Here is a 26,250-nt window from a genome sequence, read left to right on the forward strand (position 1 = left end):
GCAGCCGCTTGCAGGCGGACTGGCCCGGTTGGGCGTGTGGCGGTCGGCATGTGGCCTGGTCCGCTTCTGCGTACGCCTGCCTGCATGCGGACTGGCCTCGGTTCCACGTGCAGCCGCCCGCATGCGGACTGGCCCGGTTGGGCGTGTGGCGGCCCGCGTGCGGGCTGGCCCAGTTCCGCGCGCGGCCGCCCGCAAGCGGACCGGCCCCGCCCCTGCGTACAGCCGCCCGCAAGCGGCCGACCCGCCCCTGCGTACAGCTGCCCGTAAGCGAACCGACCCCGCCTCCACGCACAGCCACCCCCCCCCCAGCAGACCGGCCCGCACCCACGCACCGCCCCCCCCCACGCAAACCGCCCCCCTTCCGCCTCCAGCCACCCCCGACCGACCTGGTTCACTTCCGCGTACGCCTGTCGCCGCGCACGCGGGCCGTCCATTTCCGTACGCAACACTTGCCCCGCAAGCCCCGACCATGGGAGTCCCTCCGTGTCTCAGCCGCCACGTCTCGGTGTCGTCGTCATCACGATGGGCAACCGGCCCAGAGAGCTCGACGCGCTGCTCGCGTCCGTGGCCGGGCAGGACGTGTCGGCGGACCGGATCGTGCTCGTCGGCAACGGCTCACCGTTGCCGGAACTCCCCGCGCTGCCGGGCAAGGTGACGGCCATCGAGCTCGACGAGAACCTCGGCTGCCCCGGCGGCCGCAACGTGGCGATCGAGCGCCTCATGGACCTCGGCGACGTGGACGTCGTCATCGAACTGGACGACGACGGACTCCTCGTGGACAACGACGTCTTCCGCAAGGTGCGGGACCTCTTCACCGACGACCCGCGCCTCGGCATCGTCGGCTTCCGCATCGCCGACGAGCACGGCGAGACCCAGCGCCGCCACATCCCCCGGCTGCGCGCCACCGACCCGATGCGGCGCGGCCCGGTCACCGCCTTCCTCGGCGGCGGGCACGCCTTCTCCGCCGAAATGCTGGGGCAGACCGGTACCTGGCCCGCCCAGTTCTTCTTCGGGCACGAGGAGACCGACCTCGCCTGGCGGGCCGTGGACGCCGGCTGGAAGATCCTCTACGAGCCCGCGCTGCTCCTCCAGCACCCCAAGACCTCCCCGGCCCGGCACGCCGTCTACTACCGCAACACCGCCCGCAACCGCGTCTGGCTGGTCCGCCGCCGCCTCCCGCTCCCGCTCATCCCCGTCCACCTCGGCATCTGGACCCTCCTCACCCTCGCCCGCACCCGCTCCCTGCCGGGCCTGCGCGCCTGGGCGGGCGGCTTCGCGGAAGGGATGCGGACCTCCTGCGGCGAGCGCCGGCCCATGCGCTGGCGCACCGTGTGGCGGCTGACGCGGCTGGGGCGCCCGCCGGTGATCTGAGCCGCGTACGCCGTCGGCCCGGTACTGGTTCGCTTCACCCCTCCGGATGACGTAGAGTTGGGTTTACCGACGCGGGGTGGAGCAGCTCGGTAGCTCGCTGGGCTCATAACCCAGAGGTCGCAGGTTCAAATCCTGTCCCCGCTACTGAAGGCCGAGGGCCGGAAGCGTTCATCGCTTCCGGCTCTCGGTGTTTCCCGCCCCCCACTGGGTTCGCTCATCCCCCTCACCCCTCCCGTCCCGTAACCCGCTCGGCCCGCACCAGGTCGCACCCGCCCCCCGCTGCGGGAAGCCTGGGTGCAGCGCGGTGATGGGTCGCGGACTCGGCGGGAGACAAGCGGTGGGGCAGCGTGGAGGAACCGGCGGCAGCGGAACCACCGCGCACGAGCGGGCCTTCGTCCGGGCCCTGCCCGTCCTGCTCCTGGTCGTCGGGGTCGGGTACGACGTCGCGACCCCGGCCGAGTTCACCGCCGCCCCGCTCTTCGCGGCCGCCCCGCTGATCGCCGCCCCCTTCTACTCGCTGCTCAACACCGCCCTGACGGGCGCCGCGGCCTCCGCCGCCGTACTCGTGCTGCACTACGGCAACGCCGTCACCAGCCATGTCGAGGCCATCACCGAACTTTTCACCGTGGTGACCGTCGCCGCCCTCGCGACCGTCATCAACCGCGTCGTCTGCCGCGGCAACGACCGGCTCGCCACCGCCCGCTCCATCGCCGAGGCCACCCAGCGCGCCGTGCTGCCGCAGCCGGACCCCCGGATCGGCGGGCTCGACATCGCGGCGCGGTACGAGGCGGCGCAGGCCGACGCGTTCATCGGCGGCGACCTGTACGCCGTACAGGACACCCCGCACGGTGTGCGGCTCATCGTCGGCGACGTACGCGGGAAGGGCATGGGCGCGGTGGCCGCCGTCGCCGTCGTCATCGGTGCCTTCCGGGAGGCCGCCGAGCAGGAGGCCACCCTGGAGGCGGTGGCGCAGCGCCTGGAGCGGGCGCTGGCGCGCGAGGGCACCCGGCGTGACGGGCTCGATGCCTTCGAGGGGTTCACCACGGCCGTCCTCGCGGAGATCCGGCACGGCGAGGGCGTCGTACGGCTGGTCAACCGGGGGCATCCGGCTCCGCTGCTGCTGCGCGGCGACGGTCGGCTGTGCGTGCTCTCCGGGAGCGACCCCGCGCTGCCGCTCGGCATGGGTGACCTGGGGGTCTGGCCGGACCGGGCGGACGAGTCGGACTTCCCGCCCGGCGCGATGCTGCTCTTCTATACGGACGGCCTCTCGGAGGCACGGGACGCGGCGGGGGAGTTCTACGACCCCGCGACCCGGCTCGGCGGGCGGATCTTCCCCGGCCGCGAGGGACCGCACGCGCTGCTCGCCACGCTCACGCAGGAGGTCCGGCGACACACGGGCGGCGCGGCGACGGACGACATGGCGCTGCTCGCGGTGCGGCGGCCGGCGGGCGGGGACGCGGTGGTCACCGCGCGTGACTGAAATGCAACAGAGGTCGTCGGTGGGGAGCGGACGGAGGGCGGACGGAGAGCGGACGCAGAGCTGACGGAGTGCTAACAGGGGGCGGCAGCGCGCTGACGAGAGGTCAACTCGCCCCGTTTCAGACGCCCGTGTCCCATTAAGTACGGACGGGGAGCGTTAACGATCAACTGGAACGGCTTGGAATACGGCATCCCCTTCTATTAACGTTCGATAACGCAGCGCGGTCGTCCCAGCCGTCACTAGAGATGGCTCCGCGCGCACACGCCTAATCCCGCAAGGGAGCCGGGGAACCACCAAATTGGGGTGAATCGGGCATCTGTGCATCCGTGCCAGATGTTCGTAGGAGACCTTCCTGCTCCGAACCCGTCAGCTAACCCGGTAGGCGAGAAGGAAGGAAAGGAGTGCGCCCCAGTGGCGTCCAACCGGCCTGGCCCCCAAGCGGTGTACGTACCGAACGACGACGAATTCGGTGGGTACGACGAGGAGACCTGGGAGGAATGGAATCCCACTGAGGACTCCGTCCGTCCCGTCCGCGGCAGGCACCGTGTGCACAAGAAGGGCGGCGGCGGGCTCGCCCGCAGCTCCACCGTCCTTGGCGTCGGCGTCATCGCCGCCGTCGGCGCGGGCGGCATCGCCACCGCGCAGGACGGCAAGCCGCCCGTCTCCATCTCGATGCCCGACCTGGGCGCCGTCACGGACTCGCTGCCCGAGGCCGGGTCCCTGCCCGGCGTGGGCTCCCTGATATCCGACGGCGACGCGTCGGACTCCGCGGACCCCACGGGTTCCGAGGCCGTCGCCGAGGCCGCTCCGCTCACCGCCGCCGGTGTCAGCACCGCCGACGCCGAGCAGGGCACCACCGACGCGGGCGAGGCGCTGCGCGCCCGCATCATGCAGCAGGCCGAGAACCAGCAGGACCAGGCGGACGACGCCGTGCGCACCGCGACCGAGCAGGCTGCCGTGAAGCGGGCCGCCGAAGAGGCCGCCGCCCAGCAGAAGCAGGCCGAGCAGAAGGCCGACGCCAAGACGGCCGCCAAGGCCGCCGCCAAGAAGAAGAAGGAGGAGGAGGCCCGCGAGGCCAAGGCCCTGGCCGAGCGCCGCGCCAAGCTCGCGAAGAGCTATGCGATCCCCACCTCCTCGTACACCCTGACCTCGCACTTCGGTGACTCCGGATCCATGTGGTCCTCCGGGCAGCACACCGGTCTGGACTTCGCCGCTCCGACGGGTACCCCGCTCAAGGCCGTGCACACCGGCACCGTCAAGGAGGCCGGCTGGGCGGGCGCGTACGGCTACCGCACCGTCCTGGAGCTGTCGGACGGCACCGAGATCTGGTACTGCCACCAGTCCTCGCTCAACGTCAGCGCCGGGCAGAAGGTCAGCACGGGCGACGTCATCGGCCGCGTCGGCGCGACCGGCAACGTCACCGGGCCGCACCTTCACCTGGAGGTCCACACGCCGGGCGGCGCCACCGTCGACCCGCTGGGCTGGCTCCAGAGCAAGGGCCTCAATCCCTGAGAGAGTTCGGGGGAAGTTCGGGGATTGCCGGAATTCGGTTTCCGGAAGGGACGTTGAGGAACGTATGACTCCTCTTCGTCCCCTCGGCTCATCCGACCTCGAAGTCTTCCCGCTCTCCCTCGGCGGCAACGTCTTCGGCTGGACCGCCGACCGCACCGCGTCCTTCGCCGTCCTCGACGCCTACACCGAAGCGGGCGGCAACTTCATCGACACCGCCGACGCCTACTCGGCCTGGGTGGAAGGCAACAAGGGCGGCGAGTCCGAGACCCTCATCGGCGAGTGGCTGGCCGAGCGCGGCAACCGTTCGGACGTGGTCGTCGCGACGAAGGCCGGCTCCCACCCCGAGTACAAGGGCCTGGCCGCGAGCACCATCAAGGGCGCCGCCGACGCGTCCCTGCGCCGCCTCGGCACCGACTACATCGACCTCTACTACACCCACTTCGACGACCCGTCGGTCCCGGTGGAGGAGATCATCGGGGCGCTCGACGAACTGGTGCGGGCCGGCAAGGTGCGCGCGATCGCCGCCTCCAACATCACCCCCGAGCGGCTCCAGGAGTCGCTCGACTTCTCCGACCGCGAGGGCCTCGCGCGCTACGTGGCACTGCAGCCGCACTACAACCTCGTCTCCCGCGACACCTACGAGGGCCCGCTCCAGGAGATCGCCTCCCGCTCCGGCCTCGCGGCCGTCCCCTACTACGCGCTCGCGTCCGGCTTCCTCACCGGCAAGTACCGCGCGGGCGCGCGCGTCGAGAGCGCGCGCAGCGGACGCGTCGAGGCGTACGTGGGGAGCGAGCGGGGCGACCGTGTCCTTGCCGCGCTCGACGGGATCGCGGCGGCGCGTGGTGTCCAGGTCGCGACCGTGGCGCTCGCCTGGCTGGCGGCACAGCCCACCGTCGCGGCGCCGATCGCCTCCGCGCGCACGGTCGAGCAGCTGCCGGCGCTGCTGGCCGTCGCGGACGTGGAGCTGACCGGGACGGAGCTGGCGGCGCTCACCTCGGCTTCGGCCTAGGACGGGCAGGGCTTTCAGGAGCGGTACGGGTTGTACGTCGGGGCCGGGGCCGGGTAGGGGTAGGGCTGCGGCTGTCCGTACGGGACGGGGGCGTATGGCGCGGGGGCGTACGGGGTCTGCGGGTGGCCGTACCCGGCGTACGCGTACGGCATGGGAGGCAGCGGAGGCAGCGGCATGACCGGGGCCGTCGCGCGGGCCGCGTAGGCCAGGGCGGGGCGGGCCGGTTCGCGGCGCTCCCAGAGCTTGTCGAGCAGCTCACGTTCGCGTACGACGAAGTCGGCGCCCGCCCGGCCCCGGCGCCCCCGGTGGCGCAGGAACGCCAGTGACGTCGCGTACATCTCGTACTCCATGACCGTGCGGGCCGCGGCCTTCCCCCAGGTGTACGAGGCGTAGTCGCGGGCCAGCGCGCGGGCGCGCATCGAGCCGAGCGCGTACGGCTCGGGCGGGGTGAGCCAGCCCGCCGCCGTGTACAGGGGCAGCTCGGCGCGGATGATGCGCAGTTCGCGCTGCCGCGTCCAGATGGCCAGCCAGGTCAGCAGGCCGAAGGAGGGCAGCATGAAGAGCGCGTACACGGTGAAGAACCCGTACTGACCGAAGACCGCGGAGCCGTTCCACAGGGCGTGCACGCCCATCGCGAGCAGCAGCCCGGCGAGCGGGAGCAGCACGCGGCGCAGGTGCTGGCGCTCGGCGGAGAACGCGGCGAGGCCGAAGCCGATGCCGGTCAGGACCGTGAACAGCGGGTGCGCGAACGGCGACATGACCACGCGTACGAAGAACGTCGCCGCCGTCACCGAGGCGAGGCCGCTCTCGCGGCTGAGCTGGTCGGTGACGAAGGCGTTGCCGAGGTAGAGGATGTTCTCGGTGAACGCGAAGCCGGTCGCGGTCACGCCGGCGATCACCACGCCGTCGACGATGCCGGTGAAGTCCCGTCTGCGGAAGAGGAAGACGAGCAGGATGGCGGCGGCCTTCGCGGACTCCTCGACGATCGGCGCGATGACCGTGGCGCCGAGAGTGTCGGCGCTGTGCGGGTCGGCGGTGGCGGTGGCTATCCAGCGGATCGCGAAGCTGTTCGCGACGATCGCGATGAGCGCGGCCGCGCAGGCGCCCCAGGAGAAGGAGAAGAGGAGGTTCCGCCAGGGCCCCGGCGCGACCCGGTCCAGCCAGCGGAACGCGGCGACGAGCAGCGGCACCGGAACCGTCGCGAGGCCGAGCCCGACGAGGAAGCCCTCGGTGCCGGTCTGCTCCCTCACCAGGGCGAGGATCACCAGGCCCGAGAGGGCGAGCAGCGTGACGAGCCCGGCCGCGCGTATCGCGCGCCGCTGCCACCAGCGGGCTCGGCGGAGCTCCCCCGGGGCGGGCGCCTCGGGAGGTACCGGATACGGATACGGAGGACTGGTGGCCACGTCGTTGACCCTAACGAGGGATGGGGGCGGCCGCGACGGTGCCTCAGTCCTGGGGCGCCGACTCGGCCCGTACGACACGACGGAACAGCAGGTCATGCACGACGTGGCCCTTGGCAAGGCCCTGGCCCTCGAAGCGGGTCCGGGGGCGGAACGCCGGGCGCGGCGCGTATCCGCCGTCGGCCTGGGTGTTCTCGAAGTCGGGGTGCGCGGTGAGCACCTCCAGCATCTGCTCGGCGTACGGCACCCAGTCGGTCGCGCAGTGCAGGAGCGCGCCCGGCTTCAGCGAGGGCGCGGCCAGCGTCAGGAACTCCGGCTGGATCAGGCGGCGCTTGTGGTGGCGGGGCTTGGGCCAGGGGTCGGGGAAGTAGACGCGGAGCCCGTCGAGGGACTCGGGCGGCAGCATCTCGCGGAGCAGGATGATCGCGTCGCCGTTGGCCACGCGGACGTTCGACAGGCCGGCGCGCTCGGCGAGGCCGAGGAGGTTGCCCTGGCCGGGGGTGTGCACGTCGACGGCGAGGATGCCGGTGTCGGGGTCGTCGGCGGCCATCCGCGCGGTGGCCTCGCCCATGCCGAAGCCGATCTCCAGGACGACGGGAAGACCGGGGCGTGGCCCCTTCTCGTCCGCGAACAGCTCGGCGAGGTCCAGCGTCCGCAGCCCGTCGATATCCAGCCCCCACTTGGGCCAGAGCCGCCGCAGCGCATCCTCCTGGCCGGCGGTCACCCGGCTCCGCCGCGGCTGAAAACTACGGATCCGCCGCTCGTGGTGCGACCCGGCGGGGTCGGGGGAGGGCCCACCGGGAAAGCGGGGTCCGACTTGCGGCCGCCCTGGCCGGGCCGGAGCGGCACCGGCTTCGGGAGCTTTTGGAGCCTCGGGGGCTTCGGGGGCTTCGGGGGTGTGGGGTGACTCAGACACAGTGCGGCAATTTTACGCGGTGGGCGAGGGTGCGGGGAGCTGCGCGCTCAGCGGTATACGGCCCGCAGTGCGCCGCACCCGGTCGGCGGGGTGCGGGTGCGGGGAGCGGCGCGTGCCGTGAAGGGGCTTGGGGGTCGTGCCCCGTCAGGGGCGCGGGGAACTGCGCGCTCAGCCATATGCGGCCCGCAGGGCACCACGCACCAGCACCGGGAGGGACAGCCGCATCGGCACGCGGCGAGCCGGGATGAGCCGCACCCGGTCCGCGGGGAGGGACAGCGATGCCCGCCCGCAGGGTGCCGGGAGGTCAGTCCGGCCCCCGCAGCGCGGCCAGCGCCCGGCGGGCGACCTCGCGGCCAATCGGCAGGGACGCGGTCGCCGCAGGCGAGGGCGCGTTCAGGACGTGGACCGTGCGGGCGCCCTCCCGTATCAGGAAGTCGTCGACCAACGTGCCATCCCGCAGCACCGCCTGGGCGCGGACCCCGGCCGGGGCCGGCATCAGGTCGTCCGGCCCGATCCCGGGCAGCAGCCTGCGCACCGCTTCGGTGAACGCGGACTTGGAGGCGGAGCGGCGCAGCTCACCCGCCCCGTAACGCCAGTGGCGGCGGGCTATGCGCCACGATCCCGGCCAGCCGAGGGTGCCGGCGAGCTCGCGGGGGCGGACGACCGACCAGGCGTAGCCCTCGCGGGCCAGGGCCGGGACCGCGTTCGGCCCCACGTGGACGCCGCCGTCGATGCCCCGGGTGAGGTGGACGCCGAGGAAGGGGAAGGCCGGGTCGGGCACGGGATAGACGAGGCCGCGGACCAGCTCGGGGCGGACCAGCTCGAAGTACTCACCGCGGAACGGGACGATCCGCATACCCGGGTCGTCGCCCGTGAGCCGCGCGATCTCGTCGCAGTGCAGCCCCGCGCAGTTCACCAGGACCTTGCCGCGCACGACGGCGCCGTCGGCGGTGCGGACGGCGACGCCGCGGTCGGGGCGGCGGTCCACACGGACGACGTGCCCGCCCGCGCCGTAGCGGATCTCGGCGCCCGACGCGCGGGCCAGGTGCCGCGCCACCGCGCCGTAGTCGCAGACGCCGGTCGTCCCGACGTGGATGGCGGCGAGGCCGCGGACCTCCGGCTCGTACTCGGTGATCTGGGCGGGGCCGAGCTCGCGCACCGGGATGCCGTTCTCCCTGCCGCGCTGGACAAGGCCGTGCAGGCGGGGCAGCTCGGCGCGCTCCGTGGCGACGATCAGCTTGCCGGTGACCTCGTGCGGAATGCCGTACTCCGCGCAGAATTTGATCATCTCGGCGGCGCCGCGGACCGCGTATCTCGCCTTCAGCGAGCCGGGGCGGTAGTAGATCCCGCTGTGGATCACGCCGCTGTTCCGGCCCGTCTGGTGCCGGGCGGGGCCCGGCTCCTTCTCCAGGACGGTGACGCTGGTGCCGGGGACGGTGCGGGTGAGGGCGTAGGCCGTCGCGAGCCCGACGATTCCGCCGCCGATCACCAGCACGTCGCAGTCGTACGGCCCACAGCCGTACGGTCCACCGTCGTACGGCCCACCACCGTCATGTGGTCCGCCCCCGTCGTACGATCCGCCGCTGTCATACGCGACCTTCTCCACCGCGCCTCACCTCCCACCCCAAATACTGCCCTGCGCCACTGACAACGCCCTCAAACCTGCGAGGCCGATCCTTCGGACCGTTCGGCACGGATCAACGCGGCGCAAAAAGGCGGATGGGTGGGAGACAAAGGCCCGCCCGCGCTACGCGGGAGCCATGAGCAGAGGCCGAGCCCGCTCCCGCAACTCCACCACCCGAGGCTCATCCCCGTACGGCTCCAGCCGGTGCAGAAGGTCCCGCACGTACTCCGTGGTCCTCGCGGAGGAGATGCGCCCGGCGACCTCCAGCGCCCGCGTCCCCTGCTCGCACGCCGCGTCGAGATTCCCCGACTCCAGCTCGGCGACCGCCGAGACGACGAGACGCAGGCCGTGCGAGCGTACGAACTCCTCGGTGGGCCGGGACAGCGCCTGTTCCGTGAAGCGCCGGACCTGCCGGGGCGCCTTCAGGTCGCGGTAGCACTCGGCGGCGTCGGCGGCGAAGCGGTCGTAGGAGTAGAAGCCGAGCCAGGTGGGGTCGTTGTCGCCGTCGCGGGCCCGCTCCAGCCACCCTTCGGCGGCCCGCAGCGCCGCCCCCGCGGCCTGCGCGTCATGGGCACGCGCGTGTGCCCGCGCCTCGACGAGGCGGAAGAAGCTCATGGTGCGCGCGGTGGCCAGGCCCCGGTTCCGCTCCAGGGCGGCCTGCGCGAGGTCGACCCCCTCGTCCCCAAAGCCGCGGTAGGTCGCCTGGAGGGACATGGAAGCGAGTACGTACCCCCCTAAGGGGACGTCGGCCGCCGCGCGGGCGAGCCGCAGCGCCTGGATGTAGTAGCGCTGGGCGGCCTCCTGCTGACCGGTGTCGAAGGCCATCCACCCGGCGAGGCGGGTGAGTTCGGCGGAGGCTCCGAAGAGGGCACGTCCCACTTCGTCGGAGTAGGAGCCGAGGAGCAGCGGCGCCGCTTCGACCCGCAGGCACTCCGGGACCATCGAGGAGCGCCAGTCGCCGCCCCCGTACTTGGAGTCCCAGCGCCGCGCGTCCTCCGCGGCCTCCCGCAGTTTCAGTACGTCGCTGTGGCCGACCTTCATCGGAGCGCCGCCGTCGTCGGGCTGTGCCACGTCGCGTGGCACATCGCGGGAGGCGTCGCGCGCGACGGAGCTGTCGGCCGGGGTTATCAGCCAGCGCGAGGCGGGCGTCGCGTAGGCGCTGACGGCGAAGGATCCTGCGAGGGACTGCCAGATGCCGCCGCTGCCCGCGCGCCGGCCCGCCAGGTCGAGGCGGTACAGCTCGGTGGCCGACTTCACGGCGGCTCCCACGTCGCGCGGGAAGGCGAGGCCGACTTCGGGCGCCGGGTCGGCGTCGGCGAGGCCGATCTCGTGCAGTGGCACCGGGCGGCCGAGTTTCTGTCCGATGGCCGCCGCGATCAGGTGGGGGGCGGCACCCTGCGGCACCATGCCCTTGGACACCCAGCGGGCCACGGACGTCTTGTCGTATCGAAGCGTCAACCCGCGTTGTGCGCCGAGGTCGTTGACCCGGCGTGCGAGTCCCGCGTTGCTGATTCCCGCGAGGGCGAGAACGGTGCCGAGCTTTTCGTTCGGCCCGCGTTGCTCCCTGGACATGCGCCACCCCTCGACACAGACGGCTGCCGGGCAGTGGTTGGACCGCGCGGCATTCGTGCTGCGTTCCCCGGGGGCAGGGGTACCCGCCGCCACGCGCCGAGGCGTGGGCCCCGGACACCGTGGCCGGAATCCCGGCCGCAAGAGCGTTTGGCCGATCCTCCAGGTATATGCCTCCGCGAAAACATCAGCACACACAGCGTAGTTCGCCGCATCCCAAGCGTTAAGAGGCGCAGTTCCGTATGGCGAGATTGTTGTCCGTACGGAAGTACGGCGCACTCGTGGCGTGCTCCCGGTGTGTGGCCGTGCGCCCGTCTGTGCGCTCTTCTCCGGCCATGGCGGGAGCGCTTCCATTGAACGTGCGTGGGTCGGCCCGCTGCGCTGGAGTCAGTGGGCTGGGGGACACCGCCGCCTCCATCCCCGCGGGCGGCGGACCGGTCCGGGAGGCGGCACCGCCTCCCGGGCTGTGCGGTGCCTTCGAGCGGTTCCGTCCTGGGCTCATCCCTGGCCGATTTGGCCGAAAACCACCCACAAGACTGAACGGGCATTTCGCTCATTCAGGCACCTGCGCGTGGGCCTGCACGCGGCGCGGGCAAGGACCTGTGCGAAGCATGCACAAGGAGAAGGGCATCCTCCGCCCTTCAACCACCCCCAACCCGGGGCGTATTCACCGCCGCACAAGCGGCCCCGCGGCCCCTCCCGTGCGCCTCCTTCGTGGCAGCATGGGACCCCAGTCCTTCGGTGCACCGGTCGGCCGTGCCTCTCGGCGCCTCGCCGACGGTCCGTCCACAGCCTGTGGAGGCAGCGATGCGGTGGTTGGTGGGGTGGAGCAGTACCGCCGCGAGGCCCTCGGCGGTGGGCTCGGCCGGGACCACCGGTGACGACGGCGAATCCGTGCACCCCGTGGGCTCCCAACTCCTATGGGGCGACCCGGATCCGCTCTGGGCCGTCGGCGACTGGCGCGCCGACGAGGTGCGGACCGTGAAGGTCGACGAGCAGACGCGCGTCGCGGTCCTCGGCACGTGCGGGGCCTCCGACGAAGAGCTGCGAGTCGGCCTCTTCGCCGCGCGCGGCGGGGCCCTGCGCCATCTGACCGCCTGGTCCGGCAGTTACACGGCCGTCGTCCAGGTCGGCCGCCGCGTCATGATCGCCGGTGACCTCGCGGGCGCGCGCCCCGTCTTCTACACCCCGTGGGCGGGCGGTACGGCCTACGCCACCGCCGCGCTTCCGCTGGCCGACCTCGTCGAGGCCCACCTGGACATCGGCCACCTGGCGGCGCTGCTGGCGGCCCCCGACGTCCCCGAGGCGCTGCACGACTCGACGCCCTACCAGGGCGTGCGGCGTGTGCCCCCGGGGCATGCGCTGATCCTGCGCGCGGGCGCACGGGAGGTCGCCGGGTACGAACCCGTGGCCTCGCTCGCCGTCGCGGCCCCCGCCGCCGACGCCGACAGCGCGGTGGACGGCGTCCGTGACGCCCTCGTCGAGGCGGTACGCGCCCGCCTCACCGCCCCTCGCCATGTGCCCGGCACGGACGTCGACCCCGGCCCGGTGCCCGGCATGGGGCCCGCCGAGCGGCGTGCGGCGCGCGGCATGCCGGTGCCCGGCATCGGAGCGGACCTCTCCGGAGGGCCCGCCTCGGGAACCCTCGCTCTCCTTGCGGCCGGTCTGCCCGGCATGCCCGGCACGGTCCTCGGCCACGGCACGGGCGCGGGGGAGCGGCTCCTCGCCGTCACCTTCAACGACCTCGCCGTCGACGGCCGCGAGGCGGAACTGGAGCGGGCCGGCGCCATCGCCGCCAACCCGCGCCTGCACCACGTGGTCGTCGCCGCGGGCGAGGACGCCCTGCCCTACGCCGACCTGGAAGGGCCTCTGACGGACGAGCCGAGCAGCACCCTGGTGACCGCCCAGCGCCACCGCGCCCGGCTCTCCTCGGGCAGCGCCGACCACTTCACGGGCCACGGCGCGCGGCAGGTCCTGGACGCCCATCCGGCCCGCCTCGCCGATCTTCTGATGGACCGCAAGCGCCGCCATCTGGTGCGTCCGGTGGCCGCGCTGGCGAAGGCCGACGGTTCGGTGATGGTCCCCGCGCGCGTGTACGGCGCGGCGCGCAAGCTGGCCCGCATGCCGCACCGCGCGGGCGTCGAATCGCTCGCCGACCGGCTGATGCACCGCCGCTTCGACGAACCGGGCGGAGCCGTGGCGGCGTCGCTCGCCGCCCTCGCCTGGGCGAGACCCGGCCCCGCCGCGCGCTGGCTGACCGGTGAGGCCCTCGCTGAAGTATCGGTTCGCCTGAACGACACGACGATGCGCCCGGGCGGGCCAGGCCAGCGCCCCGGCGAGTTCCGCGCGCGGGCGGCCCTCGCCCGGCACGCCGCGGACCTCCGCATCCTCGAACAGGCCGCCGAGGTCCGCTTCCAGCGCCTGCACGCGCCCTTCCTGGACAACCAGGTCGTACGCGCGTGCCGGGCGCTCCCCGAGGCCCTGCGCGTCCAGCCGGGGGCGCGGGCGGCGATTTTGCGCACGGTCCTGGAGGGCGCCGGGGTGGCCGATCTGCCGCCCGGCTGGGGCGCCCCGTCCCACGCCTCGAACGCGGCCGCCGCCCGCACCGGTCTGCGCGTGGCGGTCGACGACCTGATCGCCCTCTTCGACACGCCGCTGCTCGCCCAGGCGGGCCTGGTCGAGGCCCGTGTCGTCCGCAAGGCGCTGCGCGAGGCCGCCGAGGGAGAACCGCTCCCCCTGGACGGCCTCGCCGACCTGGTCTCCACGGAACTATGGCTGCGCCGCCTGCTGTCGCGAAGAGGAACGTGCTGGACGGGCACTCCAGCACGCCAACGAGCCGTCCCTACGGGGAGCGTGGTTCCGCAGAGGGGCGCACTAGGAGCGGGGCGATAGGGCGTCCCTGCCGATCAATCCCGTCCGGGCCGGTCAAGCTGCCCCCGCTGGTCAGGCCCTCCGCGCCGGTCAAGCGGGGGCCCGCCAAGCCGCCCCCACGGGTTGAGCCGTCCCCGCCGTTCAATCCGCCCCGGCCGGGTCAAGCTGTCCCCGCTGGTCAAGCGCTCCGCGCCGGTCAAGCGGGGCCCGCCAAGCCGCCCCTACGGGTTGAGCCGTCCCCGCCGTTCAATCCGCCCCGGCCGGGTCAAGCTGTCCCCGCTGGTCAGGCCCTCCGCGCCAGGTCAAGCGGGGGTCCGCCAAGCCGCCCCCACGGGCTGAGCCGTCCCCGCCAGGCAAGAGCCCGCCAGCCAAGGGCCCCGTCGGTCAAGCGCCCCGCCAGGCAACGTCCACGCCACGTCAACTCGCCCCCGCCCGTAAACCCCGCGCCTCGCGGCGGCCCGCCAGGGAGAATGACCCGGTGCGGTACGGAATCCTGGGCGCCACCGAGGCGTACGACGAACATGGCGTCCCTCTGCCCGTAGGGGGCCAGCGGCTGCGTGCCCTGCTTGCCGCGCTGGCGTTGTACGCGAACCGCACGGTCACCGTCGGCGCCCTCATCGACGAGGTCTGGGGCGACGCCCCACCGGCCGACGCGACCGCCGCCCTGCAGGCCCTCGTCGGCCGCCTGCGCCGCGTCCTCGGCAAGGACGCCGTCGCCTCGGCCCCCGGTGGCTACCGCCTCGCCGTCGCCTCCGAAGACGTCGACCTGCACCGCTTCGAGCGCCTCGTGCGCGAGGGCAGGGCGGCCCTGGACCGTGACGACCCGGCCCCCGCCGCCCGCACCCTGCGCGACGCGCTCGCCCTGTGGCGCGGCCCGGCCCTCGCCGACCTGCCCGACGGGACCGCCGCGGCACGCCCCGAGGCCGCGCGCGCCGAGGCGGTCCGCGCGCGAATCGAGGCGGACCTGCTGCTGGGCCGCGCCCCCGACGTCGTACCGGAGCTACGGGAGCTGACCGCGGCCCAGCCGTACGACGAGACGCTGCGCGCCCTCCTGATCCGCGCCCTGCGTGACGCCGGACGCGGCGCCGACGCGCTCGCCGCCTACGAGGACGCGCGCCGCGCCCTGGCCGACGGCCTCGGCACCGATCCCGGACCGGAACTGCGGGCGCTGCACAAGGAGCTGCTCGCCCCGCCCGGAGCGGCGCCACGCCCGCCCCAGGCCGCAGAACCCCGGGCCGCAGAACCCCAGGCCGCAGAACCTCAGGCGGCGCCAGGCCTTTCGCGCCCCGAACAGCATCCACGGAAGGGGAACATCCGTAACCGTTTGACGTCTTTCGTCGGGCGGGAACCCGAGCTCGCCGCCATCCGTTCAGATCTGCACAGGGCCCGCCTCGTCACCCTCACCGGACCGGGCGGCTCAGGAAAGACCCGCCTCGCCGAGGAAGCCGCCGCCGGGCATCCGCAGGCATGGCTGGCCGAGCTGGCCCCGCTCGACCACCCCGAGGCGGTGCCAGGCGCTGTCGTCAGCGCGCTCGGTCTGCGCGAGACCGTGCTGATGACCAGCGAGTTGACCGCCCCGCAGGACGACCCGGTCGCCCTGCTCGTCGAGTACTGCGCCACGCGCGCCCTGCTCCTGATCCTTGACAACTGCGAACACGTGATCGGCGCCGCCGCCCAGCTCGCCGAGACCCTCCTCACGCACTGCCCCGGCCTCACCATCCTCGCCACCAGCCGCGAACCCCTCGGCGTGCCCGGCGAGTCCGTGCGCCCCGTCGAGCCGCTCCCGCCCGACCCGGCGCACCGCCTCTTCGCCGAGCGGGGCACGGCGGTGCGCCCCGGCTTCGCCCCGGACGAGGACGCCGAGGCGGTCGCCGAGATCTGCCGCCGCCTCGACGGACTGCCGCTCGCCATCGAACTGGCCGCCGCCCGCCTCAGGCTGCTCGCCCCACGCCAGATCGCCGACCGCCTCGACGACCGCTTCCGCCTCCTGACCAGCGGCAGCCGCACGGCCCTGCCCCGCCAGCAGACCCTGCGCGCCGTCGTCGACTGGTCCTGGGGCCTGCTCGACGAGCCCGAGCGGACCGTGCTGCGCGAGGTGTCCGTCTTCGCCGGCAGCTGGGACCTGCCCGCCGCCGAGGCGATCTGCACCGGCCCCGCCCCGGAGCTGATCGGCGCCCTGGTCGACAAGTCCCTGGTCGTGGCCGTCCCGTGCGCCAGGCCCGAGGACGGCGGCATGCGCTACCGCCTCCTGGAGACCATCCACGAGTACGCCGCCGAGCGCGCCGCCGAGACCCCCGACCTGCTCACGGCCGCCGCCCGGCGCCACACCGCGTACTTCCACGCGCTGGTCGAGCAGGCCGAGCCCATGCTCCGCACCGCCGAGCAACTGCCGTGGATCAGGCGCCTGGAGACGGAGCTCGACAACATCCGCGCGGCCCTGCAGCACTCCATCGAGGCCCGCGACACCCCGACGGCGATCGCGCTCGCCCTGCACACCGGCTGGTTCTGGTGGCTGCGCAATCTCCACCGGGAGGGCCGCGACTGGATGGGCCGCATCCTGGAGCTGGCCCCGGGTCACGAGTCGTCCGGCGCCCAGACCCTGCCCGACGAGGACGACCCGCTGTACTGGCCGTGGATGAAGCTCCGGCTGCTACACCTCTTCATGCTGACCGAGTCCCGGCCCGGGGACGAGACGGTGGCCCAGGACGACTGGACCAAGGACAGGTACGTCGAGCGGGTGCGCGCCGTCTTCGCGCGGCCCACCCCGCACTCCGCCCGGTTCCCGGGGCTGATCTGGCCGTTCACGGCCTTCTTCATCGGTGGCACGTTCGACGAGACCCGCCCCGCGGTGGACGCGACGGTCGAGAACTGCCGTCGGTACGGCGGCGACTGGGACCTCTGCGTCATCCTGATGTTCCGCGCGCACATGGCCATCGACATGAACGGCAACTTCTCGGGCGTCGACGAGGACCTGGCCGAGCTGCGGACGCTGAGCAGGCGCGTCGGCGACCGGTGGATGACCGCCCAGGTGAGCAGCGCCGTGGGCGAGGCCGCGATGGCCCGCAGCCGCCACGAGGAGGCCCGCGCCGCCTACGAGGAAGGGCTCCGCCTGGCCTACGAAGTGGGGGCGTACGCGGAGACGCCGTTCCTCATGGCGCGGCTCGCCGAGATCGCCTACCGGGAGGGCGACCGGGCGGCGGCGGTGAAGACCCTCGACGAGGCGAGCACCGAGGCCGACCGCCACGGGGTGACCGACTCAAGGGCGTACGTACGGCTGCTGCGCGCGCTGATGGCGCTGGACGACGGCGATACGGCAGCGGCCCGCAGATGGTGCGACGCGGCCCGCAGCGAGTCGACGTACGGCACGCCGCCGCCGCAGTTCAGCGCGGCCATGCGCGGTGTGGAGGCCCGCGTCATCGCCGCCGAGTCCGGTCCCGAGGCGGGTCTGCCCGAGCTGGTTGACGCGCTGCGGGAGGCCCTGACCGCCCAGTGCTCCGAGGTGATCGTCGCCTCGCTCGTGGATTACGGCGCCGCGCTCGTCAGCGAACTCGGCGACCACGCGCGCGCCGCACGACTGCTCGCGGTCGCCACGCGCCTTCGGGGCGGTCGCCCGCGTCCCCGGCCCGAGTCGACGGTCGCCGACCGCGTGGTGGCCGCCGCCACGGCCGCGCTCGGCGTGCGGCGGTACGAGGCGGCGCGCGCCGCGGGCAGCACGCTCAGGGCTGACGAGCTGACCGGTGAGCTGACCGGCGAACCGCTCGCGGAACCGGTCGAGGCGGGGCCGCGGGACACGGCCTAGCGCCGCGTCAGGTGCAGCGCATCCGCGACTGCGCCCAGTCCGCGAGCGTCACCGCGTGGAAGGGCGTGTGCGGTTCGACGACCAGCCGGATGGTCCTGCGCCCGGTCAGGTTCACCTGCACGGGCAGCGCCGGGTCGCCGCCCTTCAGCAGGGGCGACCGCCACAGCCGCGCCCCGTCCGCGTACACGGCGAAGCGCACCTTGCCGAGGCCCATCGTGATGTCGTCGATGCCGACAACGGCGTCGTACGTCGTGCAGCTGCGGTTCAGGTCGATCGTCACGGAGGACTCGCCGTGCACGGTCACGCCGTGGGAGTACCGCCGGTCGGCGATCGACAGGCCCTTGCGCTGCCACACCCAGCTGCTCCCGCCGAGCCGCATCTCGGGCTTGGTGCCGTCGCCCACGGTGTCGTACTGGAGCTCGCTCCACTGGTAGACCGCCGGGGCCGGTGGCGGGGGCGGCGGCTTCGGCGGCGGGGTCGGCCTCGGCTTCGGGGGGGTGGGCTTGGGTTTCGGGGCCGGGGGGGCCGGCGAGGTCGGCTTCGGCTCTGGCTGGGGCTTCGCCTTGGCGGGCGGCTTCGGCTCCGCCTTCGCGGGCGGCGGCTTGGCGGCAGGGGTCTGCTTCGGTGCGGGCGGCGGCGGTGTCGGCCCGGGCTTCGAGGGCGGCGGTTTCTGCGGCACGACCGACTCGGCGACTGCGGGCTCCTTGGCCTTCGGCGGGCGGTCCTCCTTGGGCTCGCCCTCACCACCGCTGAGGGCGATCGCCGCGGCGACCCCGGCCGCCACGACGACGCCCGCCGCGATGCCGGCCTTGGCGGGGGCGCCGAGCCCCTCGGCTGCGGCCCCGCCCGCCGCGGACCCTCCGGCGGACCCGCTCGCGGCGGCCGCGCCCGCGGCTCCCGCGGCACCCGCGCTCGCGGCGCCGCCCCCGACGAGCGCGGCCACCTTCGCGTACCCGGCGGCACCGAACCAGCCGATGACGGCGATCGGCACGACCGCGGGGATGCCGCTGGCGACTTCCTTGATCTGACCGGCGGCCAGGCGGCACTTGGCGCACTCCTCCAGATGCTTGCGCAGTCCTCGCTCGGCGCGGGTGCGCAGGCCACCGCGGGCGTAGGCGCCGAGGCGGTCGGCGTAGCGCGCGCACTCCTCGCTCTCGGTGAGCGTGGCGCTCACGTGCGCCTGGAGGTAGGCCTGCTTGAGGCCCTCGCGGGCGCGGCTCGCGAGCACGCGCGTGCCATTCGCGTCGAGGCCGAAGAGCGTGGCGACCTCGCTCGGCGACTCGTCCTCGATCTCCGTGTGCCACAGCACGGCCTGCCAGCGCTCGGGCAGGCTCCGGAAGGCCTGCATGGCCATCGACTGCTCGGCCTCGTGCATCGCGCGGACGTCCGCGCCCAGGTTCAGTGTGTCGTCGTCGGAGAGCTCGGAGCCGCGCGCCGCCTGGGCGGCGAACACCGCGAAGTCGTCGACCAGCTGCTCCCGCTTCGCCGACTTCGTCCACCCGGCGGCGACGCGCCTGACCGTGGTCAGCAGATAGGCGCGCACCGCGTGCTCGGGCCCGCTGCCGCCACGCACGGCCTGGAGCATGCGGGCGAAGACCTCGGCGGTGAGATCGTCGGCGGTATGGGCGTCACGGCAGCAGGTGCACGCATAGCGGCGGACCGCTTCGGCGTGCCTGCGGTACAGCTCCTCGTACGCGGAGTCGTCGCCCGCCCGCATCCGTGCGATCAGGTCGGCGTCGGACGGCGCCGCTTCCCCGCCGACGGGCACCCCCGTGCCACCTTCACGCTGCGGGGGCACGCTGGGGCGGGGCGCAGAGCGCGTCTCTTCGCCGAAGCCTGCGGAGGGCTCGTCCCGACCGTCAACACTCATCGCGGAACGCCCCCGGTTGCCCACTCTGACCCGAACACCGGGAAAGAGTGACACACGGCCGTGCTCCGGCCAGTGGTGATGACGGGCAACCACTCGTCCGGGGTGACTTCCCGGAACCGAGCACTACCCTTCACCCGTCCGGGGAAGGCTCAATCCGCCCGCAGATAAACGGAGTTGAGCCTTCCGCCGTACGGAGCGCTACGCGGGCCGCGACCGCAGCCCTTCGAGCAGGATGTCGAGCAGCCGCGACGAGGCGGCGGCCTGCTGCGCGGCGTCCGGCAGCGAGGGCGCCGCCGTCGCTATCACCAGCAAGACGTCCGACACGGTCACGTCCGGACGCAGCTCACCCGCCGCGCGGGCCCGCTCCACGAGGCGCCCGACGACATCGAGGAGCGTGGCCGCCCCCGCGTCGTCGACCACCGAAGCCGACTCGTCGGCCGGCGCCTGGCGCTGTTCCACGAAACGCAGCTCGGCGGAGTCCGAGACCGGCTGCCGCTGCTGCGGCACCCTCGCCTCGTCCCCCGGGGCGGCGCCTTCCTCGACGCCCACCCGCAGCACCTGCGGCGGCAGCAGCCGCCCCGCGCCCGACGCCACGGACGTCCGCAGGAAGCGCGAGAGCGCCGACCACGGCTCGTCCTCCTGCCCGAGTGCGGCACGCGCCTGGTCGGTCAGCCGGGAGGTCTCCTCCTCGGCGATGCGCCGGACCAGCACGTCCTTGCTCGAGAAGCGGCGGTAGACGGTGCCGACACCGACCCGCGCGCGGCGCGCCACGTCTTCCATCGGCGCGCCGTACCCCAGCTCGCCGAAGACTTCGCGTGCCGCGCGAAGTACATGTTCGAGATTGCGCTGTGCGTCGACACGCAGTGGTGTCGTGCGCGCTCCTTCCCCCATGTCGCGTCCGTTCCCGCTGGGGCCGACGGCTGATGCCGACGCGACAGCGGAAGTCCAGTGAGTCTCCTGAATGTGCATATACGTTCCCCCGGTAATGACGTCTCCCCCCGGAGACACTCCCCGCCATTGGCAACCGGCGTGTGAGGAGCGAGCCCTTCCGTGAGCCCGGAAACTCGGCTCGACGAGCGCATCCCCCGACACCCCGACCTCCCACGAACATAGTTGAGCCTGAGTCAATTCAGAAGGGGTGGGTTCCGCACGGACCACCCCCCGATCGGAGTACGCACCGTTTCAGGCCTTATTGCACCCCATGTGCATACCCCCCGCACCCCCACTGACCTGCGTACCTACCGCGCGCCCGCGCAATCCGCCGGGCGCCCGCGGCGCACCACGACCAGTCATACAAATTGCCGGGCCTGTGGACAAACTCAGGAGCCGGGTGCGTCATGGGATGGTGACGGAACCTGTGCGCATTCTCGTCGTCGGCGGTGGCTACGTCGGCATGTACACCGCCCTGCGGCTCCAGCGGGAGCTGAAGCCGGAGCTCAAGCGGGGTGAGGCCGAGATCGTGATGATCACGCCCGACCCGTACATGACCTATCAGCCGTTCCTGCCCGAGGCGGCGGCCGGCAACATCTCGCCGCGCCACGTCGTCGTGCCGCTGCGCCGCGTCCTCGACAAGTGCCGCATCGTCATCGGCGAGGTCGAGTCCATCGAACACGCCAAGCGCACCGCGACCTTCACCACGCTCGCCACCGAGGAGGAGGGCACCGGCGCCGTCGACATCACGTACGACGAACTGGTCCTGGCCCCCGGCTCCATCTCGCGCACCCTGCCCATCCCCGGCCTCGCCGAGTACGCCATCGGCTTCAAGACCGTCGAAGAGGCCATCGGCCTGCGCAACCACGTCATCGAACAGATGGACATCGCCTCGTCCACCCGCGACCCCTCGATCCGCGACGCGGCCCTGACCTTCGTCTTCGTGGGCGGCGGTTACGCAGGCGTAGAGGCGCTCGGCGAGCTGGAGGACATGGCGCGCTACGCCACGCGGTACTACCACAACGTCAAGGCCCAGGACATGAAGTGGATCCTCGTCGAGGCATCGGGGCGGATCCTGCCCGAGGTCGGCGAGAAGATGGGCAAGTACACGGTGGGTGAGCTGCGTCGGCGCAATATCGACGTACGCCTGGAGACCCGCCTTGACTCCTGCGAGGACCGCGTCGCCGTCCTGAGCGACGGCGCCCGCTTCCCCACCCGCACCGTCGTATGGACGGCGGGCGTCAGACCGCACCCCGTCCTCGCCGCCTCCGACCTGCCGCTGAACGAACGCGGCCGCCTCAAGTGCACCCCGCAGCTCGCGGTGGACGGCGCCACGCACGCGTGGGCCGCGGGAGACGCCGCCGCCGTTCCCGACGTCACCACGGAGGAGCCCGGCAAGGAGTGCGCGCCCAACGCCCAGCACGCGGTGCGCCAGGCCAAGGTCCTCGGCGACAACATCGTGGCGACCCTGCGGAAGCAGCCTCTTCAGGAGTACCGGCACAAATACGTCGGCTCCGTGGCGTCCCTGGGACTGCACAAAGGTGTCGCACACGTCTACGGACGCAAGCTGAAGGGCTACCCTGCCTGGTTCATGCACCGCGTCTACCACCTGAGCAGAGTGCCGACCGTCAACCGCAAGTCCCGTGTGCTCGCCGAATGGACCCTCTCCGGCCTGTTCAAACGCGAGATCGTCTCCCTCGGATCGCTGGAGCACCCCCGTGCGGAGTTCGAACTCGCGGCCGGAGGTGAGCGCCCGAAGGAGTCCTCCTGACCGGAGTCAGGAACTCCCCGCACAGGACCCACGTCTGACGGATGTCCGTCCGGACCCACGGATGTCAGTCGGGTCGGCGAGACTGTTCGTGTGACCATGGTCCGGCCGCGCGGCCGACACCAGGGACGTCCGCCCTCGACATGCTGTGTTCCCGATCCAGAAGCGACACCACGAGGCCTACCGCAGTGAACTTCACGCGCTGGAGCGCCCGGCTCCCCGGAACGCAGCGCCGCGCAGCAGCGCGGACCGAACAGACGATCGCCACGGCACCGCGCGGAGACGGCTCCGTCCCCGCGGCCCGCGCCGAGCAGCTCTCCGACGGAGAGCGACCCGCCCCCGCCGACGGCATCGACGACCTGCCGGTCCGCGAGGTGCTCGACCGCGTCCCGGCCCTCGTCGCCCTCGTGCACGGCGCCGAGCACCGCGTCGCGTACGTCAACGACGCGTACACGGCCGCCTTTGGCCCCCGGCCCATCGGGGAGCCCGCGCGCGTGGCGCTGCCCGAACTGGCCGAGCTGGGCCTGCTGCCCCTCCTGGACCAGGTCCTGCGCAGCGCGAAGCCGCGCACCGTCAAGTCCCGCAAGGCGCCCGGCGGCCGCTCGTACACCTTCACCTGCACCCCCGTGACGCTGCCGCTCGGCGGCTCCGCGGCGAGCCCGCAGGAAGGCGGCGGCGTCCTGATCTTCGCCGCCGACGTCACCGACCACGCCGAGGCCGCCGAGCGCCTGCGCGCCAGCGAGCGCGCACAGCGCGAGACGGCCGTCACCCTCCAGAAGTCCCTGCTGCCCCAGGAGCTGGAGCAGCCCGACGACCTGCGCATCGCCGCCACCTACCAGCCGGGCGGCACCGAGGCCGCGGTAGGCGGCGACTGGTACGACGTGATCACGCTCGGCGGCGGCCGCACCGCGCTCGTCATCGGCGACGTGATGGGCCGCGGCGTGCGCGCGGCGGCTGTCATGGGCCAGCTCCGCACGGCCGTGCGCGCCTACGCCCGTCTGGACCTGCCCCCGCACGAGGTCCTGCAGCTCCTGGACGGCCTCGCCGCCGAGATCGACGCCAGCCAGATCGCCACCTGCGTCTACGCGGTGCACGACCCGAACGAAGGAAGCCTCGTCTACGCGTCCGCGGGGCACCTGCCCATCCTCGTACGCGACGAACACGGCACCATCCACCGCGCCGAGGAGCCCACCGGGCCCCCGCTCGGCACCGGCGGCTGGATGCACACCTCGGGCTCCATGCCGCTGAGCCCCGGCTCGACCGCCGTCCTCTATACGGACGGCCTCGTCGAGCGGCGCAGCGAGGACATCGACGAGGGCGTGGCCTCCCTGGAGCGCGCCCTGGCCGGCGCCACCGGCACCCCCCAGGTGGTGTGCGACCGCCTGATCCGCGCCCTCGGGGTGACCGCCGACCACGACGACGACGTCGCCGTCCTGGTCCTGCAGCACCCCGCCCGCACCGGCTCCGAGGCCGAGCTGTTCCGCAACGCCGCCCTGGAGCTGCTCGGCGGCGTGGAAGCGGCGCCACGCGCGCGTGCCTTCGCCACGGGCGTCCTCGCCAGCTGGCGCTTCGCACCGGACCTGCACGACCTGGGCGTCCTCGCGGCCAGCGAACTGGTCGCCAACTCCCTCCAGCACGGCACACCCCCGATGCGGCTTCGCCTGCGCCGCACCGACCGCCGACTGATCATCGAAGTCACCGACGGCGACGACCACCTGCCGCGCCGCCGCCACGCCGAACCGGCCGACGAGGCGGGACGCGGCATCGCCATCGTCGCCACGATCGCGTCGAACTGGGGCTCGCGCCGCACACCGGGCGGCGGCAAAGCCGTCTGGTGCGAGTTCGCGCTCCCCAAGTAGCGCGGGTTACGCGTTGGCCCTCGCCGGCTCGGTGGCGGCCGGACCGCCCTGCGCCACCACCGGGCTCTTGGCCAGCGAAGGCTGGTTCTGCACCGGAGTGAGCTGACGTCCCATGCGCACCGCGAGCACCGTGATGCCCAGCGAGAACAGCACGAACGTCACGATGTACGGAACGTGCAGCGCGGCACCCATCGGCCCGCCCACGGCCGGACCGACCGCGAGGGCCAGCTGCTTCACCAGGGCGAAGGCCGAGTTGTACTGACCGACCATGCCGCCCGGCGCCAGATCCGCGACCAGCGGAGCGACGGTCGGCGACAGCATCGCCTCACCGAGCCCGAACAGCGCGTACGTCGAGATGAACGCGGCGGTGGCCATCGCCTGGCTGCCGTGCCCGACGCCGGCGTACCCCGCGAGGAGCCACGCGAAGGCCCAGATCAGACCGACGGCCGCGATCACCCGGGACCGCTTGCGCCGCTCGACGAACTTCAGGACCGCGAACTGCGCGATCACGATCATCGCCGTGTTGGCGGCGAGCGCGATGCCGAGCGTCGAGGCCGAGATGCCCGCGGCCTCCACGCCGTACGCCGAGAGCCCCGACTCGAACTGTCCGTAGCAGGCGAAGAAGATCACGAAGCCGAGCACGCACAGCTGCACCATGGCCTTGTGCTTCAGGAGCGCGCGCATCCCGCCCCGCGGGGCCGAGGCGTCCTTGGGCATCGCGTCCTGGATGGACGGCGCGTGCGGCAGCCGCACGCTCAGCGCGATCGCCGCGAGCACCAGGAACATCACGGCCTCGATGGAGAACAGCAGTATGAAGCTGCCGGGGCGGTCCTCGTCGACGATCTGGCCGCCGATGAGACCACCGATGCCCAGGCCCAGGTTCTGCAGGAAGAACTGCGTCGCGAACGACCGCGTACGGGTCGCCGGCGTCGAGGACCAGACGATCATCGTCGCGAGCGCGGGCTGCATGACGGCCGTACCCGCGCCGAGCAGGGCCGCGGACAGGATCGCCGTCGTCTCACCGCCGGCGAGGCCGAGCGCGACCGCGCCCACGGAGGCGACGACCGCCGCGCCCACCAGCACCGGAAGGGGGCCGCGCCGATCGATGACGCGGCCGGTGATGGGCAGGACGATCAACGCGGCCATGGCGAAGGCGGCCAGCACGATGCCCGCCGTACTGGCCCCGAGTCCCCGCACCTGCGCCACGTAGACGTAGAGGAACGGGACCGTGAAACCGATGCCGAACGCGCTCAGCGCGCTGCCTGCCTGGATACGACGCATCGCCGCGCCCATCGCCCTGGTCACTTTCACCTGCCTTAGGAGTTAGAAGTGAAGACTTCGAAGCTAAAGTTAGGAGCTAAACAATACACACCGAAGGACTTCGACGCCAAGTGCGGGCGTGCCATACTGCGGCCATGGGTGACACCCCCGGCCCAAGTGAGCCGACACTTGAAGAACAGATCGCCGCGTACCAGCGCGAGTTTCGGGACCTCGACCCCCAGGTCGAGAAGATCGTCTCGGCCCTCGGCCGCCTGAACCGCCGCATGAACGTCGCCTACGGCCGCCAGACCGCGACCCTCGGCATCAGCAACGCCGAGTGGGAGGTCCTCAAGGCCCTCGTCCTCTCCGGCGCCCCGTACCAAATGGGCCCGGGGGATCTGGCCAAGCGCCTGGGCCTCACGCCCGCCGCCATGACCCATCGCATCGACCGCATGGTGGGGGAGGGCCTGGTCACCCGCGACCGCGACGAGAACAACCGCGTCCGCGTCATCGTGGAGCTGACCTCGGAGGGCCGCGAGAAGTGGCTGGAGGCGATGCGCCTGGCCACGGTCTTCGAGGAGGACCTCCTCCAGGACCTGTCCGCCGAGGAGCGCGGCGTCCTGGGCGAGGTGCTGACCCGTCTTCTACGTCGTGTGGAGCACGCTCAGCCGGACGCCGGCGGACGCCTCAACGACCTGGACTGAAGGTCGCAGGGCGGAGGTTGACAGTCACCCGCCCGACCCGTAAGGTTCTTCGGGTTGCCACAGAGCCGTAACGGTTCTGCGACAGCACCTCCCGCCGCTGTCGAGCGGCAAACCAAACTCTGCACGACCTCCCAACGGAACGCATTCGGCATGCCCGAATTCAATTCCAAGGCTCGATTATGAGTCGCCGGGAAAACCCGCTAGAGTTTGAGACGTCGGAACGGCCCAACAGCCGCGAAGACAACTCCCGCTGACTGGGAATCAGGCCCGAAAGGATCTGATAGAGTCGGAACCGCCGGAAAGGGAAA

General features: G+C 72.8%; 16 protein-coding genes, 1 tRNA gene and 1 riboswitch. Of the genes, 10 read left to right on the forward strand and 7 right to left on the reverse strand.

Features of this window, described 5'->3' with window-relative positions:
* Window positions 1-483 precede the first annotated feature (483 nt).
* From ACWDVB_RS21470 to ACWDVB_RS21490, 5 genes are all read left to right on the forward strand, one after another.
* Window positions 484-1,371, forward strand: coding sequence for a glycosyltransferase family 2 protein (locus tag ACWDVB_RS21470; RefSeq protein WP_451516265.1), 888 nt, complete (start codon window positions 484-486; stop codon window positions 1,369-1,371).
* Window positions 1,372-1,441: 70 nt separating this feature from the next.
* A tRNA-Met gene (locus tag ACWDVB_RS21475) sits at window positions 1,442-1,515 on the forward strand.
* A gap of 163 nt (window positions 1,516-1,678) precedes the next feature.
* The gene (locus ACWDVB_RS21480) at window positions 1,679-2,851 is read left to right on the forward strand and encodes a PP2C family protein-serine/threonine phosphatase (RefSeq protein WP_451516266.1); all 1,173 of its coding nucleotides are present in this window, start codon (window positions 1,679-1,681) and stop codon (window positions 2,849-2,851) included.
* Between the two features lie 252 nt (window positions 2,852-3,103).
* Window positions 3,104-3,251: riboswitch (cyclic di-AMP (ydaO/yuaA leader) on the forward strand.
* An 11-nt stretch (window positions 3,252-3,262) separates the two neighbouring features.
* Complete coding sequence (locus ACWDVB_RS21485) at window positions 3,263-4,363, forward strand: M23 family metallopeptidase (RefSeq protein WP_451516267.1); 1,101 nt, start codon at window positions 3,263-3,265, stop codon at window positions 4,361-4,363.
* Window positions 4,364-4,427: 64 nt separating this feature from the next.
* Window positions 4,428-5,372: an aldo/keto reductase gene (locus ACWDVB_RS21490; protein WP_451516268.1), complete on the forward strand. Its 945-nt coding sequence runs from the start codon at window positions 4,428-4,430 to the stop codon at window positions 5,370-5,372.
* 14 nt (window positions 5,373-5,386) lie between these two features.
* On the opposite strand, the gene ACWDVB_RS21495 is transcribed toward ACWDVB_RS21490, so the two are convergent.
* The 4 genes from ACWDVB_RS21495 to ACWDVB_RS21510 form a co-directional block, all read right to left on the reverse strand.
* Entirely contained in the window at window positions 5,387-6,775 is a 1,389-nt protein-coding gene (locus ACWDVB_RS21495; protein WP_451516269.1) for a PrsW family intramembrane metalloprotease, read from the reverse strand.
* Window positions 6,776-6,818: 43 nt separating this feature from the next.
* Complete coding sequence (trmB, locus tag ACWDVB_RS21500; protein WP_451516270.1) at window positions 6,819-7,688, reverse strand: tRNA (guanosine(46)-N7)-methyltransferase TrmB; 870 nt, start codon at window positions 7,686-7,688, stop codon at window positions 6,819-6,821.
* Window positions 7,689-7,992: 304 nt separating this feature from the next.
* Window positions 7,993-9,183 (reverse strand): L-2-hydroxyglutarate oxidase, encoded by a 1,191-nt coding sequence (gene lhgO, locus ACWDVB_RS21505; protein WP_451516283.1) that lies wholly within the window; start codon window positions 9,181-9,183, stop codon window positions 7,993-7,995.
* Between the two features lie 252 nt (window positions 9,184-9,435).
* Window positions 9,436-10,884, reverse strand: a complete 1,449-nt coding sequence (locus ACWDVB_RS21510; RefSeq protein WP_451516271.1) for an MFS transporter — start codon at window positions 10,882-10,884, stop codon at window positions 9,436-9,438.
* Between the two features lie 804 nt (window positions 10,885-11,688).
* On the opposite strand from ACWDVB_RS21510, the gene ACWDVB_RS21515 reads away from it, so the two are divergent.
* Window positions 11,689-13,773: an asparagine synthase-related protein gene (locus ACWDVB_RS21515; RefSeq protein WP_451516272.1), complete on the forward strand. Its 2,085-nt coding sequence runs from the start codon at window positions 11,689-11,691 to the stop codon at window positions 13,771-13,773.
* A 457-nt stretch (window positions 13,774-14,230) separates the two neighbouring features.
* Window positions 14,231-17,551, forward strand: a complete 3,321-nt coding sequence (locus tag ACWDVB_RS21520; RefSeq protein WP_451516273.1) for an AfsR/SARP family transcriptional regulator — start codon at window positions 14,231-14,233, stop codon at window positions 17,549-17,551.
* 7 nt (window positions 17,552-17,558) lie between these two features.
* Here ACWDVB_RS21520 and ACWDVB_RS21525 read toward each other — a convergent pair whose 3' ends face one another.
* Window positions 17,559-19,421 (reverse strand): sigma-70 family RNA polymerase sigma factor, encoded by a 1,863-nt coding sequence (locus ACWDVB_RS21525; protein ID WP_451516274.1) that lies wholly within the window; start codon window positions 19,419-19,421, stop codon window positions 17,559-17,561.
* A 198-nt stretch (window positions 19,422-19,619) separates the two neighbouring features.
* Window positions 19,620-20,390, reverse strand: a complete 771-nt coding sequence (locus tag ACWDVB_RS21530) for a TetR/AcrR family transcriptional regulator (RefSeq protein WP_451516275.1) — start codon at window positions 20,388-20,390, stop codon at window positions 19,620-19,622.
* A 373-nt stretch (window positions 20,391-20,763) separates the two neighbouring features.
* On the opposite strand from ACWDVB_RS21530, the gene ACWDVB_RS21535 reads away from it, so the two are divergent.
* A complete protein-coding gene (locus tag ACWDVB_RS21535; protein ID WP_451516276.1) occupies window positions 20,764-22,122 on the forward strand; it encodes an NAD(P)/FAD-dependent oxidoreductase in 1,359 nt (452 codons plus the stop codon).
* Between the two features lie 185 nt (window positions 22,123-22,307).
* Window positions 22,308-23,978, forward strand: a complete 1,671-nt coding sequence (locus ACWDVB_RS21540; protein WP_451516277.1) for an ATP-binding SpoIIE family protein phosphatase — start codon at window positions 22,308-22,310, stop codon at window positions 23,976-23,978.
* 6 nt (window positions 23,979-23,984) lie between these two features.
* On the opposite strand, the gene ACWDVB_RS21545 is transcribed toward ACWDVB_RS21540, so the two are convergent.
* Complete coding sequence (locus ACWDVB_RS21545) at window positions 23,985-25,271, reverse strand: MFS transporter (RefSeq protein ID WP_451516284.1); 1,287 nt, start codon at window positions 25,269-25,271, stop codon at window positions 23,985-23,987.
* Window positions 25,272-25,393: 122 nt separating this feature from the next.
* Here ACWDVB_RS21545 and ACWDVB_RS21550 point away from each other — a divergent pair, with 122 nt between their 5' ends.
* Window positions 25,394-25,942 (forward strand): MarR family winged helix-turn-helix transcriptional regulator, encoded by a 549-nt coding sequence (locus tag ACWDVB_RS21550; RefSeq protein WP_451516278.1) that lies wholly within the window; start codon window positions 25,394-25,396, stop codon window positions 25,940-25,942.
* Window positions 25,943-26,250: the final 308 nt, after the last annotated feature.

The sequence above is a fragment of the Streptomyces sp. NPDC003379 genome (assembly GCF_053589195.1).